Here is a 17,551-nt window from a genome sequence, read left to right as displayed (position 1 = left end):
CGCCCTTTCCAGCCAGCTCGACGAACGCCGGCGCAGCGCCCGGCTGTACCGTGGCGAAGCCTATTTCGACGTCGCCCACGACCGCAGCCGCCCGTTCGAGGTGGACGCCGGCCCGGTGCAGGTGAGCGTGCGCGGCACCGCCTTCGCCGTGCGCTACCTGGGCAACGAGGCGGAAGTCAGCGTGCAGCGTGGCGAGGTCGACCTGCATAGCGCCGGCGACGACACCCGCGTCAGCCTCGGCGCCGGCGACAGCATCCGGGTCGGCCCGGACGGCTTCGGCGAGCGCCGCCACGACGGCGACAGCCAGCGCCTGCTGGCCTGGGTACAGGGCCGCCTGGTGTTCGAGAACTGCCCGCTGAACCAGGTGCTGGCCGAGCTGCGCCGCTACTATCCGGGCTGGATCGTCAACGCCGACGAGCGCCTGGAGCAGGTCAGCATCACCGGCAACTACCGCCTCGACGACCCCCTCGGGGCGATGCGCTCGCTGGCGCAGATCACCTCGTCGCACCTACGCGAGTATCCGCGCCTGCTGATCCTCAACTGAAGCCCGGGCGCCAACGGCTCAGGGCAACGCGCCAACCGTCGGCGGGGTATGGCAGCCCTTGCACGAACGCACCGGGCCGGACTGCTGGAACGCCTGCAGGCGTTTCAGGTGGCAGCCTTCGCAGATCTCGTGGAACTGCTTCTCGATCTTCACCGCCAGTTGCGGCGACTCCTTGTGGCAGAGGATGCAGGTACGGCTGCCGCTGGGCGAGGTCGAGGTCGACTTGTCGACGAAGTCGTGGTGGCAGGTGACGCAGTTGACGCTGCCGTGGTTGGTATGGTCGAAGTTCATCGGCAGCAACGGGTGCTGGCGCACCAGTTGGTCGTGGCCGTGCCGCGCGCCCAGGACGAAGGCCGCCAGCAGCGGGATGGCCAACAGCAGGTACCAGCGTTTCATAGCAGCGGCAGGTCCACGCTGCTGAGCAGCGCATAGAGGCCGGCCAGCGCCAGGCCGGCGCAGAGCACGGCGACGCTGAGGCGGCTGGCGAGGTAGGCGCTGTGCCGGCGACGCCCGCCTTCGGCGTAGTGCGGGGTGGCCCGCGGCAGCAGCGGCCAGGCCAGCGCGGCGACGCTCAGCGCGCCCCACAGCAAGGCCTTCCAGACAGCACCGCTGTAGTAGCCGGCGCCGATCATGTGCACGGCGGCCAGCGCCACGATGGCGGCGCTCCACCCGTAGTGCCAGCGGCGGAAGTCCACGTGCTTGCGCCAGATGCGCCGGCGCACGGCGGTCAGGCTGACCGGCAGGATCAACAGCAGGAGCAGGGTCGCGCCATCGGCCGCGAGCATGTGCCAGGGCCCGCCGGGCAGCATTTCGTCGAGCACCAGCGGCTCTTCCACCAGCATCACGACGATATGCACGATCAGCAGCACGGCGGCGACGAAGGACAGGTCGCGGTGCAGCACCATGAAGAACTTGCCGTCATGCCGCGGCTGGGCCATCGGCTTGCCGGTGTAGGCGAACAACAGCAGGAACAGCGCGCCGGCGACGAAGCCGGCGACGTTGGCGAAGTCCCACGCCGGGTGTACGCCGGGCATGGCGCCGAAAAGAAAGATCGCGGCGAACGGCAACAGGCAGGCCAGCGCGACGCGCAGGGTCAGTGCGAACATCCGGTCAGCCTCCTCTGCTGCGTTCTCCGGAAAATGGCCGCGTAGCGTGCCGCCGCGCGGCACGCTACGCAAGTCGCCATCAGTGGGCGATGCACACCGACTTGATCTCGGTGTAGGCCTCGACCACGGCGCGGCCGAACTCGCGGCCCATGCCCGACTGCTTGACGCCGCCGAACGGCATGCTCGGGTCGAGCAGCACGTGGGCGTTGACCCACACGGTGCCGGACTCGATGCGCGGCACCAGGTTCATTGCCTTGGTCAGGTCGTTGGTCCACAGGCTGGCGCCCAGGCCGTACTCACTGTCGTTGGCCATCTCGATGGCCTCGTCCTCGTCCTTGAAGGACAGCACCGCCAGCACCGGACCGAACACTTCATCGTGGGCCACGGACATGCTCTGCTTGACGTCGGCCAGCACGGTCGGGCGCACGAAGAAGCCGTCGCAGTCCATCGGCTCGCCGCCGCAGACCACGCGGGCGCCTTCGCGACGGGCGGTCTCGATGTGCTTGAGCACCGAGGTCTGTTGCTTGCGCGACACCAGCGGGGTGATCTGCGAAGTATCGTCCAGGCCTTCGCCGATGCTCATGCCGGCGACCACCGCGCCGAGCTTCTCGACGAATTCGGCGTAGCGCGACTCGTGCACGTAGAAGCGCGAGGCCGCGGCGCAGACCTGGCCGCTGTTGAGCAGGCCGCCCAGCAGCGCGCCCTGCACGCATTTGTCGATGTCGGCGTCGGCCAGGATGATCATCGGGTTCTTGCCGCCCAGCTCCAGGGCGAAGCGGGTCATGTTCTGCATGGCGGCGATGCCGACGCTGCGGCCGATCGCGGTGGAGCCGGTGAACGAGACCTTGCTGACCAGCTTGTGCGACGCCAGGCCGCCGCCGATGCGCGCGCCGTCGCCGGTGACCAGGTTGAACACGCCGGCCGGCACGCCGGCCTCGAAGGCCAGTTCGGCCAGGCGCAGGGCGGTCAGCGGGGTTTCCGAAGCGGGCTTGATGACCACGGTGTTGCCGGTGGCCAGGGCGGGCATCAGTTTCCACACGGCGATCATCAGCGGGAAGTTCCACGGCACGATGCCGGCGACCACGCCCACCGGCTCGCGGCGGGTGAAGGCGGTGAACTTGGTGCCCGGCGGCAGCGGGATGGACACGTCCAGCGACTGGCCTTCGATCTTGGTCGCCCAGCCGGCCATGTAGCGCATGAATTCGACGGTGGCGCCCACGTCGAGCATGCGGGTCAGGTTGATCGACTTGCCCTGGCTCAGGGTTTCCAGCTGGGCCAGTTCCTCGGCGTGCTGCTCCACCAGGTCGGCAAAGCGCAGCAGGATGCGTTCGCGATCGGCCGGGCGCAGGTCGGACCAGACGCGCGACTTGAAGGCGGCGTGGGCGGACTTGATCGCGCGGTCGAGCAGGTCGGTGTCGATGTCGGCGATCCGCGCGATGGCTTCGCCGGTGGCCGGGTTGAGCACGTCGCTGGTGGGGCCGTCATAGGCCACCCAGGCGCCGTCGATGAAGCAGCCGTGACGGCGTTGGAGGAACTCGGCGACCTGCGGCAGGATTGCGGTGATGCTCATGGTGACTCCTGTTCTTGGCGCCCCCGGTGCGGCCGGGGGTCAGGCAGGGAGCCGCCCGCCCGGCGCGCGCCGGGGGCGGCGGGAAATGGTCAGTGTTGCTGGCTGAGCCACAGGCTCAGGGCCTTGCGCTCGTCGGCGTCGGCCAGGCCCTGGTAGGGCATGTAGGTACCGGGCACGGCGGCCTGCGGCTCGGTGACGAAGGCTTCGAGGCTGTCGCGGGACCAGGCCGCGGCCTTGTCCTTCATCGCCTGGGAGTAGCTGAAACCGGCCAGGGAGCCGGCGTTGCGGCCGATCACGCCGTGCAGGTTGGGGCCCATGATGTTGGCGCCGCCGGCGTTGACGGTGTGGCACACGGAGCAGTCGCGCTCGAACACGGCCTGGCCCTTGGCGGCCAGGTCATCGGCCAGGGCGAGCCCCGACTGGACGCCGGCCACGGCCAGCAGCAGGCCGCAGAGGCCGGTCTTGATGCGGGATTTCACGGTGAACAACATTGCAATCGCACTCTCGGCAAGTTCTCGTCGGCCGGGCTGGACCCGGCCTGCTGGGCGCGCCTTCGGCGCGGCCGTTCCATCGGGATTGTCGCCAGGGTCGGGAGTGCGGGTGTTTTTCTGTATGCCAGTCGTGTTGGCAGGAGTGCCAAGAACGCGGCCGAAAGCGGATGGGGAAGCGTCTCGCCGGCGGCGCCGAAGCGCTTTTCGTAGGAGCTGGCGTCCGGGAGGGCGGCGGATAACCGCGAACGGTTATTCGCCCTACGCCGAACCCTCGACGCCGCGTAGGGCGAATAACGCCTGCGGCGTTATTCGCCGTTAGTGCGCGTAGCGCTTGCGGTACTCGCCCGGGGAAACCCCGAAGCGGGTCTTGAACGCCGTGGAGAAGTAGCTGGAATCGGAGAAGCCCCAGGCGTAGCCCAGCGCCGAGAGCTTCTGCTCGCCGGCGGCGTTGCGCAGGGATTCGGCGCAGAAGTCCAGGCGGCGGTTCTTGATGTACTGCGCCACCACCAGGCCCTTCTTGGCGAACATGCGGTACAGGCCGCGCACCGACACCCCCACTTCGCGGGCGATCAGCTCCGGGCAGAGTTCCTCTGCGCCGATGTGCTGGTCGATGAACGCCACCGCCTTGCGGAACAGCCGCTCGTGGCTGTCCTCGCCGTCCACCCCGGCCAGGGCCGGGCGCAGCAGGCTGACCAGGGCGTCGAGGGTGGCCTCGCTTTCCTGCATGCCGAGGCCGTCCTGGCGGGCGGTCTCGAGGATCAGCGTATTGGCCAGCACCGCCACCGGCGAGGTGGCCGGGATGCGCCGCGCGCAGTCGATGCCGGCGAAGCGCAGGCCACGCTCCAGCACCTGGCGCGGAAGGATCAGCGACAGCTGCCGCGAGTCTTCCTCGTAGGTCATGTCGCAGGGCCGGTTGGCGTCCACCAGGGTGATGTCGCCGCGCCCCAACTGCACACGGTTGCCGTCCTGCTCCAGGCGCGAACGCCCTTCGAGCTGGAACACCGCATAGAAGTGGCCGTTGCCGCTGCCGCTCACTTCCTTGCTGGTGCGGTACAGGTGCACCTGCGACATGTCGACGACGCTGAGTTTGATGGCACCGCCCTGGTACTCCCGCAGCTTTCCATGGAAGGACGGCCCCAGCGTGCGCGCGTCGAAACGCCCGCACGCCTGGTTGACCTGGCCCAGCCACGCTTCGAAAGCCTCATCCCTGGAAATCGATGAAGGGTTCATGACCTGCAAAGCCTCATACACGCATTGTTTTTATCAGCGGACGCTCAGGCACGCGTCCGTCATTGTCCGGCCATCCGGCCGGCGGTTCCGCAGCGCCGCCTCAGTTCGGCGCTTGTGAAGCATGTTTCGAGCCAATCCCGCTCAGGCGAGGCCTCCGAAGCGCCGGTAGAAGCTCTCGGCGGCGTCCGGCAAGGGCCCGTCGGCGGTCTCCAGGGCGCTGTTCAGCCACTCCTCGGCCTTGGCGTACACCAGGCGGTACAGATTGCGGCACAACTGCCGCGCGGCGCGCCCTTCCCAGTCGCCGGGGAGCAGCTCGTCCGGCAATTGCGGGTCGCGCAGTAGCAACTTGCGATATTCGTGGATCAACAGGGTGCGCGCCAGGAAACAATCCTGGGCTTCCAGCTCGCCCTGCTCGCGCAGCGCCTGCCACAGCGGGCGGAACAGGCGGATGAACTCGCTGTAGTGCTGGCCCAGCTCGTCGATCTTCCAGCTCTCGCGCACCTGCAGGCGCATGGCCCTGGAGGCCAGCACTTCCTGGGCGTGGGTCTCGAAGACGATGCTGTCGTCCAGCGCGTCCAGGTCCAGCAGGGTCGCGGTGACGTCGGCGCGGTCGCAGCGCGGGCAGGCCAGCACGCTCGGCGCGAGGGCGCCGAAGCCTTGCCATTCCAGTTCCTCGCGCACCTGCTTGCGCTTGTCGGCGGCCAGCTGCGAGAGCATCACCAGCGTCCAGGCGCCATCCCAGGCCGGCAGGCCGGGGCTGTAGACGCGCTTGAAGGCCTTCTCGAAACGCCGCCGGCCGGTGCCGGTGAGGCTGTAGTAGCTGCGCCGGCCGACTTTCTCGGCGGTCAGCCAGCCTTCCTTGGTCAGGCGGAAGATCGAGGTGCGGATCAGCCGCTCGTTGATCCCCATGGGCTCCAGCAGGCCGATCAGGCTGCCCAGCCAGACGGTGCCGCCGTGGGGCTCGATGGCGTCGCCATAAAGCGTGATGATCAGCGAACTGGCGCGAATCGGCGTCTGTTCCTGGAAACGGGAGATCAACTGGGCAAGCGGGACGAGACTGCTCATGGCACGGCTGGAAGCGGATAAAGCGCCGACTATACCTGCCCGCCGTGTCGCCTGGCCATTGGAGCGAACCCCAATGAGGCTCATGCCTCCTCACCCTTGGGGCGGAACCCGGAATCGCCGATGCGCGGGCGCCCTTCTTCCACCGCCGCCAGCGGCTGGCACTCCGCCAGGCTGGCCAGGCAGCGCCGGGTCAGGGTCTGGTATTCGGCGGTGCCGCGCTGCTTCCAGGCGATTTCCTGTTCGCTCAGCTCGCGCTTCACCGTCGCCGGCGAGCCCATCACCAGGCTCTGCGGCGGGCATTCGAAGCCGGCCTTGACGAAGGCCGTGGCGGCGACGATGCAGCGCTCGCCGATGTGCGCCTTGTCCATCACCACCGCGTTCATGCCGACCAGCGCGTCGGCGCCGATGCGGCAGCCGTGCAGCACCGCGCCGTGGCCGATGTGGCCGTTGCGCTCGACCACGGTGTCGCTGTCCGGGAAGCCGTGCATCACGCAGGTATCCTGCAGGTTGGCGCCCTCCTCCAGGATGATCCGCCCGAAATCGCCGCGCAGCGCCGCCAGGGGGCCGACGTAGCAGTGCGGGCCGACGATCACGTCACCGATCAGCACCGCCGTGGGGTGCACGTAGGCGCTCGGGTCGACCACCGGGGTCAGCCCTTCGAGGCTGTAGCAAGGCATCTCAGGCCTCCTCGCGACGGTGCGCGTGGCGACGGCTCTGCACCACGACGAAGCGTCGGCTGACGAAGGCCGCGTCGGTGATCGAGGCGTTGGCCGCCGGGTTGCCGCCGCTGCCGTGGAAGTCGCTGAAGGCCGCCGACTGGTTGACGAAGACGCCGCCGTCGAGATTCACCGAGAGCGCCACGGCGTGGTCGATGGCGAAGGTTTCGGCGCGTGCGAGGAAGGCCTCGTCGGTGGAGTACACGCCCAGGGTCATGGCGCCCTTGCTGGCGATCACCTCGCCGGCCACCTGCAGGCTGTGCTCGCTGCCGTCGGTGGCGACGAGGAAGGCGATCGGCCCGAAGCGCTCCTCGCCATAGGCGGCGCGCTCGCTGGCGTCGACCTTGAGCAGCAGCGGCGTGCGCACGCGCGCCTCGGGGAATTGCGGGTGGACGCGCGCCTCGCTGTCCAGCAGTACCTCGCCACGACCCCGGCAGGCGTCGATGCGCTGGGCGGTGGCTGCGGACTGGATGGCGCCGAGCACGCCACAGGCGCGCTCGTTGTCGGCGAGGAAGGCGCTGATCGCGCCGGCCAGGGCCTGGGCCACGGCGTCGAAGCCGACCTGCTCGGCACCGACGCGGATGCCGTCGCGGGGGATATAGATAGCCTGGGTGGTGGTGCACATCTGCCCGGAGTACAGGCTGAGGGAGAACGCCAGGTTGCGCGCCACCGCCTTGAGGTCGGCGACGCTGTCGATGATCACCGTGTTGACCCCGGCCTTCTCGGTGAACACCTGGGCCTGGCGGGCGTTGTTCTCCAGCCAGTCGCCGAAGGCGCTGGAACCGGTGAAGTCGACCAGCTTGACCCGCGCATCCAGGGCCAGTTCCTGGGCGACCGGGGCCTCGGCGCTATCGACCACTAGGCTGACCAGGGCCGGGTCGAAGCCCAGCTCGGCGAGCACGTCCTGGATCACCCTGACGCTCATCGCCACCGGCAGGATCGCCGCCGGGTGCGGCTTGACCAGCACCGGGTTGCCGGTAGCCAGGCTGGCGAACAGGCCGGGGTAGGTGTTCCAGGTCGGGAAGGTGGCGCAGCCGATCACCAGGGCCAGGCCGCGCGGGGCGATGTGCCAGCGCTTGTCCATGACCAGCGGCTCGGCCTTACCCTGAGGCTTGCTCCATTGCGCCGCCTCGGGCACCTCGGCCATGGCCTTCCAGGCGTAGGCCAGGGCTTCCAGGGCGCGGTCCTGGGCGTGCGGGCCGCCAGCCTGGAAGGCCATCATGTAGCCCTGGCCGCTGGTGTGCATCACCGCGTGGGCCAGGCTCGGGCTCAGCGCGTTGAGGCGCTGGAGGATTTCCAGGCAGGCGCCCAGGCGCGCCTGCGGGCCGGCGTCGCGCCAGGCCGGCAGCGCCGCCTGCTGGCGTTGCAGCAACGCCTCGCGGTCGTATTGGTCGTAGCTGACGCCCAGGTCGAAACCATAGGGCGAGCGCTCGGCGCCGGCGCGCCCGGTGGCGCGCGGGCCGTGCAGCGCGAAGTGCTTGCCGAGCAGCGCCTCGAAGGCCGCCTGGGCGCCCTTCACCGCCTCTTCCGGGTACTGCTTCAGGCTCTCGCCGTGGGGCGACCAGTAGTCGCGGCTGGCGATGGCCTGAACGGCACGCTCCAGGGTGGCGCGGTGGTGGGCGAACAGCTCCAGGGCGCAGGCTCGGGCGGCGGAAGACATCGGTGAGGCTCCTTGTGCACGCGGGCGCCAATGGCGCCGGCAAGGCGGGACGGGAAAGCGACCCGTCGTGATTCGTTATTTTGAAAATCTTGTATCACAACAAATCAGATCGTCAATCCACCAAAAGCTGTATCGCTTTCCCAAACGACCGCCGGCCGTCGGTGCAACGCCCGTATTTTCTGGCCTTCAGCCTTTAATCAAGGGGTGGAGGGGCGGTTTCGAAGCCTTGAGGCCAGCCAAGGCCAATCACACATGAGACACATAAATAACATTCATGCTTGTTGTTTTGTATCACATCATGCCTATACTGGTTGGCAGCCAGGGTCCGTCCGCGTCCAGCAGAGAAGCGCCGGCCCCCAGAACAATTCCAACATGAAGCCGGCCCAGAGCCGTGCGTGCAGCCTGAGGAGCTTTACATGCCTCGTACCCTCGCCGTGCAGGCGCCGGAGGACGGCGTCCGCCTGATCACCCTGCAGCGCCCCGAAGCGCTCAACGCCCTGAACACCGAGCTGCTCGGCGAACTGGCGGCCGAACTCGACGCCGCCGAGCGCGACGACGAGACCCGCGTGGTGGTCATCACCGGCAGCCGCAAGGCGTTCGCCGCCGGCGCCGACATCAAGGAGATGGCCGAGCGCGACCTGGTCGGCATCCTCAACGACCCGCGCGTGGCCCACTGGCAACGCATCACCGCCTTCCCCAAACCGCTGATCGCCGCGGTCAACGGCTTCGCCCTGGGCGGCGGCTGCGAGCTGGCGATGCACGCCGACATCCTCATCGCCGGCGAAGACGCGCGCTTCGGCCAGCCGGAAATCAACCTCGGCATCATCCCCGGCGCCGGCGGCACCCAGCGCCTGCTGCGCGCGGTGGGCAAGTCGCTGGCCATGCAGATGGTCCTCGGCGGCGAAGCCATCGACGCCCGCCACGCCCTGCGCGCCGGCCTGGTCAGCGAAGTCACCCAACCCGAATTCACCGTCGAGCGCGCCCTGCAGGTCGCCCGCGTCATCGCGCGCAAGGCGCCGCTGGCCGTGCGCCTGGCCAAGGAAGCGCTGCTCAAGGCCCAGGACACCGACCTGGCCAGCGGCCTACGCTTCGAGCGCCACGCCTTCACCCTGCTGGCCGGCACCGCCGACCGCGAGGAAGGCATCCGCGCCTTCCAGGAAAAGCGCGCGCCGCGCTACCTCGGCCGCTGAGCCCCTCTTCCTCTTTATATCGATTGCTGGAGCGAGCCCGCCCATGAACTTCGAGCACATCCTGTTTTCCATCGAGGACGGCGTCGCCCTCCTCAGCCTGAACCGCCCGGACCAGCTGAACAGCTTCAACGCCACGATGCACGGCGAGGTGCGCGAGGCGCTCAAGCGGGTGCGCCAGAGCGAGGAAGCCCGCGTCCTGCTGCTGACCGGCGAAGGCCGCGGCTTCTGCGCGGGCCAGGACCTGTCGGATCGCAACGTCGCCCCCGGCGCCGAGATGCCCGACCTGGGCGAGTCCATCGAGAAGTTCTACAACCCGCTGATCCGCAGCCTGCGCGACCTGCCGCTGCCGGTGATCTGCGCGGTGAACGGCGTGGCCGCCGGCGCCGGGGCGAACATCCCGCTGGCCTGCGACCTGGTCCTGGCGGCGCGTTCGGCCAGCTTCATCCAGGCCTTCTGCAAGATCGGCCTGATCCCCGATTCCGGTGGCACCTGGACCCTGCCGCGCCTGGTCGGCATGGCCCGCGCCAAGGCCCTGGCCCTGCTGGGCAATCGCCTCTCCGCCGAACAAGCCGAGCAATGGGGCCTGATCTACCAGGTGGTGGACGACGCCAACCTGCGCGAGGAAGCCCTCAAGCTGGCGCGCCACCTGGCCACCCAGCCGACCTATGGCCTGGCACTGATCAAGCGCAGCCTCAACGCCAGCCTGAACAACAGCTTCGACGAGCAACTTGAGCTGGAGCGCGACCTGCAGCGCCTGGCCGGGCGCAGCGAGGACTACCGCGAAGGCGTCGGCGCCTTCATGGAAAAACGCACCCCCAGCTTCAAGGGCCGCTGACATGCACGCACTGGATATCAACGCCCAGGTCGCGGTGATCGGCGCTGGCGCCATGGGCGCCGGCATCGCCCAGGTGGCGGCCCAGGCCGGCCACCCGGTGAAGCTCTACGACAACCGCCCGGGCGCCGCCGCCCAGGCCATCGACGGCATCGACCGGCAGCTCGGCCGCCTGGTCGAGAAAGGCAAGCTCGACGCCGCCACGCGCACCGCCATAGTCGCACGCCTGCAACCGGTGGAAGCCATCGAGGCCCTGGCCGATTCGCGCCTGGTGATCGAGGCCATCGTCGAGAACCTGGAGGTCAAGCGCGGCCTGCTGAACCAGCTGGAAGCGCTGTGCGCGGCCGACTGCGTGCTGGCCAGCAACACCTCGTCGCTGTCCATCACCACCCTCGCCGCCGGCCTGAAACACCCCGAGCGGGTGATCGGCATGCACTTCTTCAACCCGGCGCCGCTGATGGCCCTGGTAGAGATCGTCTCCGGCCTGGCCACCGCCCCGGCGCTGGCCCAGGCCCTGCACGCCACCGCGAAGAGCTGGGGCAAGCAGCCGGTGTACACCCGCTCCACCCCCGGCTTCATCGTCAACCGCGTGGCCCGCCCGTTCTACGCCGAAAGCCTGCGCCTACTGCAGGAAGGCGCCGCCGACTGCGCCAGCCTCGACGCCCTGCTGCGCGACGCCGGCGGCTTCCGCATGGGCGCCTTCGAGCTGACCGACCTGATCGGCCACGACGTCAACTACGCGGTGACCTGCTCGGTGTTCGACGCCTACTACGGCGACTTCCGCTTCCAGCCCTCGCTGATCCAGAAGGAACTGGTCGACGCCGGCCGCTTCGGCCGCAAGAGCGGCCGCGGCTTCTACGACTACGCCGAAGGCGTCGAGCGCCCGCAGGCCGCCGAGCTGGGCAGCGCCGCCGGGGTCGACAGCTGCGTGGTCGAAGGCGACCTGGGCGTGGCCCAGCCGCTGGTGCAGCGCCTGAAGGACTCCGGTGTGCGGGTGATCGAGCGCGCCGGCAGCGGCCTGCTGCGCGTCGGCGACGCCGTGCTGGCGCTGTCCGACGGCCGCCTGGCCAGCCAGCGCGGCAAGGACGACGGCCTGCGCAACCTGGTGCTGTTCGACCTGGCGCTGGACTACGCCAAGGCCTCGCGCCTGGCCATCAGCTGGTCCGCCGACACCTCCGGCGAGGCCCGCGACCAGGCCGTGGCCCTGCTGCAGCGCGCCGGCCTGAAGGTCACCGCCCTGGCCGACCTGCCCGGCCTGGCCGTGCTGCGCACCGTGGCCATGCTCGCCAACGAAGCGGCCGACGCCGTGCTGCAAGGCGTGGGTTCGGCGGCGGATATCGACCTGGCCATGCGCGCCGGGGTGAACTACCCGCGCGGCCCGCTGGCCTGGGCCGAGGCCATCGGCGTCGGCTATGTGCTGGCCACCCTGGATAACCTGCAACGCAGCTACGGCGAGGAACGCTATCGCCCGTCCCTGCTGCTGCGCCGCAAGCACGCCGAAGGGAGCCGCCTGCATGACTGAGCGCAGCCCCGAACAACTGGCCCGCGCCTGCGCCGACGCCATGTTCAGCCGCGACCTGGCCACCCAGCGCCTGGACATCCGCCTGCTCGACGCCGGCCCCGGCAGCGCCAGGCTGAGCATGCCGGTGCGCGAGGACATGATCCAGGGCCACGGCACCTGCCACGGCGGCTTCCTCTTCGCCCTGGCCGACTCGGCCTTCGCCTTCGCCTGCAACAGCTATGACGAGGCCACCGTGGCCATCGGCTGCAGCATCGACTACGTGGCCCCGGCGCGCCTGGGCGATGAGCTCAGCGCCACGGCCAGCGAGCAGAGCCGCAGCGGCCGCACCGGCAACTACGACGTACGCATCGAAAACCAGCACGGACAGCTGATCGCCCTGTTCCACGGCAAATCCTACAAAGTGCGCGGCACCGTGCTGGCGCAGGAGACTTCCGAATGACCGACCTGACTGACGCCCTGATCATCGACGCCGTGCGCACGCCCATCGGCCGCTACGCCGGCGCCCTCTCCGCGGTGCGCGCCGACGACCTCGCCGCCATCCCGCTGAAGGCGCTGCTGCAGCGCCACCCGGAACTGGACTGGAGCGCCATCGACGACGTCATCTTCGGCTGCGCCAACCAGGCCGGCGAAGACAACCGCAACGTCGCGCACATGGCCTCGCTGCTGGCCGGCCTGCCGACCGCCGTGCCCGGCACCACCATCAACCGCCTGTGCGGCTCCGGCCTCGACGCCATCGGCGGCGCCGCCCGCGCCCTGCGCTGTGGAGAAGCCGGGCTGATGATCGCCGGCGGTGTCGAGTCGATGTCCCGCGCCCCCTTCGTCATGGGCAAGTCCGAGCAGGCCTTCGGCCGCAGCGCGGAAATCTTCGACACCACCATCGGCTGGCGCTTCGTCAACAAACTGATGAAGGCGCAGTTCGGCATCGATTCCATGCCGGAAACCGCGGAGAACGTCGCCGAACAGTTCAACATCTCCCGCGCCGACCAGGACGCCTTCGCCCTGCGCAGCCAGCACAAGGCCGCCGCCGCCCAGGCCCGTGGGCGCCTGGCGAAAGAGATCGTCCCGGTGGAAATTCCCCAGCGCAAAGGCCCGGCCAAGGTCGTCGAGCACGACGAGCACCCGCGCGGCGACACCACCCTGGAGCAGTTGGCCAAGCTCGGCACGCCGTTCCGCGACGGCGGCAGCGTCACCGCCGGCAACGCCTCGGGGGTCAACGACGGCGCCTGCGCCCTGCTCCTGGCCAGCCCGGCGGCCGCCCAACGCCATGGCCTGAAGGCCCGCGGACGGGTGGTCGGCATGGCGGTGGCCGGGGTCGAGCCGCGGATCATGGGTATCGGCCCGGTGCCGGCGACCCGCAAGGTGCTGGAGCTGACCGGCCTGGCGCTGAACGACATGGACGTGATCGAACTCAACGAAGCCTTCGCCGCCCAGGGCCTCGCCGTGCTGCGCGAGCTGGGCCTGAAAGACGACGACGAGCGGGTCAACCCCAACGGCGGCGCCATCGCCCTGGGCCACCCGCTGGGCATGAGCGGCGCGCGCCTGGTCACCACCGCGCTGCACGAACTGGAAGAACGCGGCGGCCGCTACGCCCTGTGCACCATGTGCATCGGCGTCGGCCAGGGCATCGCCATGGTCATCGAGCGCCTGCCGGGCTGAATCCGGCAGGCACAGCAAAACGCCTGGCCAAGGGCACAAAGACCGCAACCCACGGGGGCGTTATCCTGCCCCCATGACACTCGCAGCCCGTACGCGGGCTGGCGCACAAGAACAAATCGAGTGAAACCATGAATATGTACCATGATGCCGAACGTGCCCTGCTTGATCCGATGGAAACCGCCAGTGTCGACGAACTGCGCCAGCACCAGCTGGAGCGTCTGCGCTGGAGCCTCAAGCACGCCTACGAAAACGTCCCGCTGTACCGCAAGCGCTTCGACGAAGCCGGCGTGCACCCGGACGACCTGAAATCCCTCGACGACCTGGCGAAGTTCCCCTTCACCGGCAAGAACGACCTGCGCGACAACTACCCCTACGGCATGTTCGCCGTGCCGCAGAGCGAGATCGTGCGCCTGCACGCCTCCAGCGGCACCACCGGCAAGCCCACCGTGGTCGGCTACACGCAGAACGACATCGACACCTGGGCCAACGTCGTGGCGCGCTCGATCCGCGCCGCCGGCGGGCGCAAGGGCGACAAGGTCCACGTGTCCTACGGCTATGGCCTGTTCACCGGCGGCCTGGGCGCGCACTACGGCGCCGAGCGCCTGGGTTGCACCGTGATCCCGATGTCCGGCGGCCAGACCGAGAAGCAGGTCCAGCTGATCCGCGACTTCCAGCCGGACATCATCATGGTCACCCCCTCCTACATGCTCAACCTGGCCGACGAGATCGAGCGCCAGGGCATCGACCCGCACAGCCTCAAGCTGCGCCTGGGCATCTTCGGCGCCGAGCCGTGGACCGCCGAGCTGCGCCGCGCCGTGGAAGAGCGCCTGGGCATCACCGCCCTGGACATCTACGGGCTGTCCGAGATCATGGGCCCGGGCGTGGCCATGGAGTGCGCCGAGACCAAGGACGGCCCGACCGTCTGGGAAGACCACTTCTACCCCGAGATCATCGACCCGGCCACCGGCCGCGTGCTGCCCGACGGCGAATACGGCGAGCTGGTGTTCACCTCGCTGTCCAAGGAAGCGCTGCCGATGATCCGCTACCGCACCCGCGACCTGACCCGCCTGCTGCCGGGCACCGCGCGGCCGATGCGGCGCATCGACAAGATCACCGGGCGCAGCGACGACATGCTGATCATCCGCGGGGTGAACGTGTTCCCCACGCAGATCGAGGAGCAGGTGCTGAAAGTGAAACAGCTCGCCGAGGTCTACGAGATCCACCTGTACCGCAACGGCAACATGGACAGCATGGACGTGCACGTCGAGCTCAAGCACGACCTGCAGCTCGACACCGAGCAGCAGAAGCAAGTAGCGAACGAGCTGGGCAAGCAGATCAAGACCTACATCGGCATCAGCGCGCGCATCCTGATCCAGCCTTTCCACAGCCTCAAGCGCTCGGAAGGCAAGGCCTGCCACGTGTTCGACAAGCGCAGCCAGGGCTGATCGCCCTCCGCGCCAGGAAAACCCCGCTTCGGCGGGGTTTTTCGTTTCCCCCGCAGGCGATTGCGCCGAGCAGCTCTTCGTAGGATGGGTTGCGACGGGGAGTTTCTCGTTGGCACGCGACCCCACACCCTGTAGGAGCGAGCTTGCTCGCGAACGCTCTTGCCCTGGGCGGTTCGCGAGCAAGAACCAGGCGTCCCCCTCGCTCCTGCGAAGAGCCCCGGCAACATCCCGACACGAACTTCGCCCGCACCACCCTCCCCGCACCACACCCGCTGCGCGACAATTCATTCCGATACGCAATTATTCTCAATAATCATATTTGCGTATCAACAAACGCCTCCACAACCTCACAACAATAGAGCGCGCGCCATGACCCTGACCCTGGAACGACTCCGGGAGCACCCGGATTTCCTCCTCCTCGTCCGCCGCAAGCAACGCCTCGCCTGGACCCTCACCAGCCTGCTGCTCCTGGCCTACTACGGCTTCGTCCTGCTGGTGGCCTTCGCCCCCGGCCTGCTCGGCCAGCCCCTGAACGGCGGAGTCACCAGCCTCGGCATGTTGCTGGGCGTCGCGCTGATCGTCTTCGCGGTGCTGCTCACCGGCATCTACGTGCGGCATACCAACAAGGTGCTGGACCCACTCAACGACCGGCTCAAGCGCGAGGTGCTGGAATGAAGGCGCTCCTGCTGCTCGCCAGCCTGGTGTTGTCCGAGCCGGCCCTGGCCGCCGGCACCGAACGGCCGCTGAACTGGCACGCCATCGGGCTGTTCCTGGCCTTCGTCCTCATCACCCTCGGCATCACCCGCTGGGCCGCGCTGCGCACCCGCTCCACCGCCGACTTCTACACCGCCGGCGGCGGCCTGACGGGCATGCAGAACGGCCTGGCGATCGCCGGCGACATGATCTCCGCGGCCTCCTTCCTGGGCATCTCGGCGATGATGTTCGCCAGCGGCTACGACGGCCTGCTCTATGCCCTGGGCGTGCTCGCCGGTTGGCCGATCATCCTCTTCCTGATCGCCGAGCGCCTGCGCAACCTGGGCAAGTACACCTTCGCCGACGTGGTCGCCTACCGCCTGGAGCAGACGCCGATCCGCATCACCGCGGCCTTCGGCACGCTGATCGTGGCACTGCTGTACCTGGTGGCGCAGATGGTCGGCGCCGGCAAGCTGATCGAGCTGCTGTTCGGCCTGAGCTACCTGCAGGCGGTGCTGGTGGTGGGCGCGCTGATGGTCTGCTACGTGACCTTCGGCGGCATGCTGGCCACCACCTGGGTGCAGATCATCAAGGCGGTGCTGTTGCTCTCGGGCACCAGCTTCATGGCCTTCATGGTGCTGCGCCACTTCGGTTTCAGCAGCGAGGCGCTGTTCGCCGCGGCCACCGAAGCGCACGCCAAGGGCGTGGCGATCATGGCCCCCGGCGGCCTGCTGGCGAACCCGGTGGACGCCATCTCCCTGGCCCTGGGCATGATGTTCGGCACCGCCGGCCTGCCGCACATCCTGATGCGCTTCTTCACCGTCAGCGACGCCCGCGAGGCGCGCAAGAGCGTGTTCTACGCCACCGGCTTCATCGGCTATTTCTACCTGCTGCTGATCGCCGTGGGCTTCGGCGCCATCGTCATGGTCGGCACCGACCCGGTCTTCCGCACTGCCGAGGGCGCACTGATCGGCGGCGGCAACATGGTCGCCGTGCACCTGGCCCAGGCGGTGGGCGGCAACCTGTTCCTCGGTTTCATCTGCGCGGTGACCTTCGCCACCATCCTGGCGGTGGTGGCGGGCCTGGCGCTCTCCGCCGCCTCCGCGGTGTCCCACGACCTCTACGCCTGCGTGCTGCGCAAGGGCCGGGCGACGGAGCGCGAGGAAATGCGCGTGTCGCGCCTGGCCACCCTGGGCATCGGCGTGCTGGCGGTGATCCTCGGCGTGCTCTTCGAGTCGCAGAACATCGCCTTCCTCTCCGGCCTGGTACTGGCCATCGCCGCCTCGGTGAACTTCCCGGTGCTGTTCCTCTCGATGTACTGGCGCGGCCTGACCACCCGCGGCGCGGTGGCCGGCAGCCTGGTCGGCCTGCTCAGCGCCATCGTCCTGCTGCTGCTCGGCCCGCCGGTGTGGGTGGCGGTGCTGGGCAACGCCGAGGCGCTGTTCCCCTACAGCAACCCGGCGCTGTTCTCGATGAGCGCGGCCTTCCTGGCGGCCTGGGGCTTCTCGGTGAGCGACCGCTCGGCGAGGGCGGAGGCGGAGCGTGGGCGCTATCTGGCGCAGTTCATCCGCTCGATGACGGGGATTGGGGCGGCGGTGGCCAATCGGCATTGAGAGGCCAGGTTCAACTTTTTCACAAGCTGACCTCCGTCCCCTCTCCCTAACCCTCTCCCTGAAGGGAGAGGGGACCGTTGGGCAGGGTTTGGTGTTATGGCGTTAGCCGGCAGCCTCAGCGATTTCCGGCTGGAACCATTTCTTCTCTCGGCACGGACTAGCCCCCTCTCCCTTCAGGGCGGGGCGCGCAGCCGAGGGCTGGGGAGAGGGCGTTCTCA

General features: G+C 68.8%; 17 protein-coding genes. 9 read left to right on the top strand and 8 right to left on the bottom strand.

Annotated features, from left to right (window positions below):
• Nucleotides 1-544: FecR family protein (locus P3W75_RS28395; RefSeq protein ID WP_276230652.1), on the top strand; the 544-nt coding region annotated here is incomplete at its 5' end.
• Between the two features lie 18 nt (nt 545-562).
• Here the strand turns inward: P3W75_RS28395 and P3W75_RS28390 are convergent.
• The 8 genes from P3W75_RS28390 to paaN all read right to left on the bottom strand — a co-directional run bounded on the left by P3W75_RS28390 (nt 563) and on the right by paaN (nt 8,382).
• Nucleotides 563-940 (bottom strand): cytochrome c3 family protein, encoded by a 378-nt coding sequence (locus P3W75_RS28390; protein ID WP_276230651.1) that lies wholly within the window; start codon nt 938-940, stop codon nt 563-565.
• Nucleotides 937-1,650 carry a ferric reductase like transmembrane component gene (locus P3W75_RS28385; protein ID WP_276230650.1) on the bottom strand — a complete coding sequence of 238 codons (714 nt, stop codon included), beginning with the start codon at nt 1,648-1,650 and terminating at the stop codon, nt 937-939. The genes P3W75_RS28390 and P3W75_RS28385 overlap by 4 nt, the downstream gene beginning before the upstream one ends.
• Nucleotides 1,651-1,729: 79 nt before the next feature.
• On the bottom strand, nt 1,730-3,220 hold the full coding sequence (locus P3W75_RS28380) for an aldehyde dehydrogenase family protein (RefSeq protein WP_276230649.1): 1,491 nt from the start codon (nt 3,218-3,220) through the stop codon (nt 1,730-1,732).
• Nucleotides 3,221-3,309: 89 nt separating this feature from the next.
• Nucleotides 3,310-3,711, bottom strand: a complete 402-nt coding sequence (locus P3W75_RS28375) for a c-type cytochrome (protein WP_276230648.1) — start codon at nt 3,709-3,711, stop codon at nt 3,310-3,312.
• A 315-nt stretch (nt 3,712-4,026) separates the two neighbouring features.
• Nucleotides 4,027-4,941, bottom strand: coding sequence for a transcriptional regulator FeaR (gene feaR, locus P3W75_RS28370; RefSeq protein WP_276230647.1), 915 nt, complete (start codon nt 4,939-4,941; stop codon nt 4,027-4,029).
• Between the two features lie 141 nt (nt 4,942-5,082).
• A complete protein-coding gene (gene paaX, locus P3W75_RS28365) occupies nt 5,083-6,006 on the bottom strand; it encodes a phenylacetic acid degradation operon negative regulatory protein PaaX (RefSeq protein WP_276230646.1) in 924 nt (307 codons plus the stop codon).
• Between the two features lie 80 nt (nt 6,007-6,086).
• Nucleotides 6,087-6,683: a phenylacetic acid degradation protein PaaY gene (paaY, locus tag P3W75_RS28360; RefSeq protein ID WP_276230645.1), complete on the bottom strand. Its 597-nt coding sequence runs from the start codon at nt 6,681-6,683 to the stop codon at nt 6,087-6,089.
• Between the two features lies 1 nt (nt 6,684).
• Nucleotides 6,685-8,382: a phenylacetic acid degradation protein PaaN gene (gene paaN / locus P3W75_RS28355; protein ID WP_276230644.1), complete on the bottom strand. Its 1,698-nt coding sequence runs from the start codon at nt 8,380-8,382 to the stop codon at nt 6,685-6,687.
• Nucleotides 8,383-8,798: 416 nt separating this feature from the next.
• On the opposite strand from paaN, the gene paaF reads away from it, so the two are divergent.
• From paaF to P3W75_RS28315, 8 genes are all read left to right on the top strand, one after another.
• Nucleotides 8,799-9,572, top strand: coding sequence for a 2,3-dehydroadipyl-CoA hydratase PaaF (gene paaF, locus P3W75_RS28350; RefSeq protein ID WP_276230643.1), 774 nt, complete (start codon nt 8,799-8,801; stop codon nt 9,570-9,572).
• 43 nt (nt 9,573-9,615) lie between these two features.
• Entirely contained in the window at nt 9,616-10,407 is a 792-nt protein-coding gene (gene paaG, locus P3W75_RS28345; RefSeq protein ID WP_276230642.1) for a 2-(1,2-epoxy-1,2-dihydrophenyl)acetyl-CoA isomerase PaaG, read from the top strand.
• Nucleotide 10,408: 1 nt separating this feature from the next.
• Nucleotides 10,409-11,926: a 3-hydroxyacyl-CoA dehydrogenase PaaH gene (gene paaH / locus P3W75_RS28340; protein WP_276230641.1), complete on the top strand. Its 1,518-nt coding sequence runs from the start codon at nt 10,409-10,411 to the stop codon at nt 11,924-11,926.
• Nucleotides 11,919-12,365: a hydroxyphenylacetyl-CoA thioesterase PaaI gene (paaI, locus tag P3W75_RS28335; protein WP_276230640.1), complete on the top strand. Its 447-nt coding sequence runs from the start codon at nt 11,919-11,921 to the stop codon at nt 12,363-12,365. Before paaH ends, paaI begins: the two co-directional genes overlap by 8 nt.
• A complete protein-coding gene (gene pcaF, locus P3W75_RS28330) occupies nt 12,362-13,582 on the top strand; it encodes a 3-oxoadipyl-CoA thiolase (RefSeq protein WP_276230639.1) in 1,221 nt (406 codons plus the stop codon). The genes paaI and pcaF overlap by 4 nt, the downstream gene beginning before the upstream one ends.
• Before the next feature lie 128 nt (nt 13,583-13,710).
• The gene (paaK, locus tag P3W75_RS28325) at nt 13,711-15,027 is read left to right on the top strand and encodes a phenylacetate--CoA ligase PaaK (RefSeq protein ID WP_276230638.1); all 1,317 of its coding nucleotides are present in this window, start codon (nt 13,711-13,713) and stop codon (nt 15,025-15,027) included.
• Between the two features lie 369 nt (nt 15,028-15,396).
• Complete coding sequence (locus tag P3W75_RS28320; protein WP_276230637.1) at nt 15,397-15,702, top strand: DUF485 domain-containing protein; 306 nt, start codon at nt 15,397-15,399, stop codon at nt 15,700-15,702.
• Nucleotides 15,699-17,333 carry a cation acetate symporter gene (locus P3W75_RS28315; RefSeq protein WP_276230636.1) on the top strand — a complete coding sequence of 545 codons (1,635 nt, stop codon included), beginning with the start codon at nt 15,699-15,701 and terminating at the stop codon, nt 17,331-17,333. The genes P3W75_RS28320 and P3W75_RS28315 overlap by 4 nt, the downstream gene beginning before the upstream one ends.
• Nucleotides 17,334-17,551: the final 218 nt, after the last annotated feature.

It is taken from the genome of Pseudomonas citronellolis (genome assembly GCF_029335315.1).
Classification (GTDB): domain Bacteria; phylum Pseudomonadota; class Gammaproteobacteria; order Pseudomonadales; family Pseudomonadaceae; genus Pseudomonas; species Pseudomonas citronellolis_A.
This window is presented reverse-complemented; position numbering and strand designations above follow the sequence as displayed.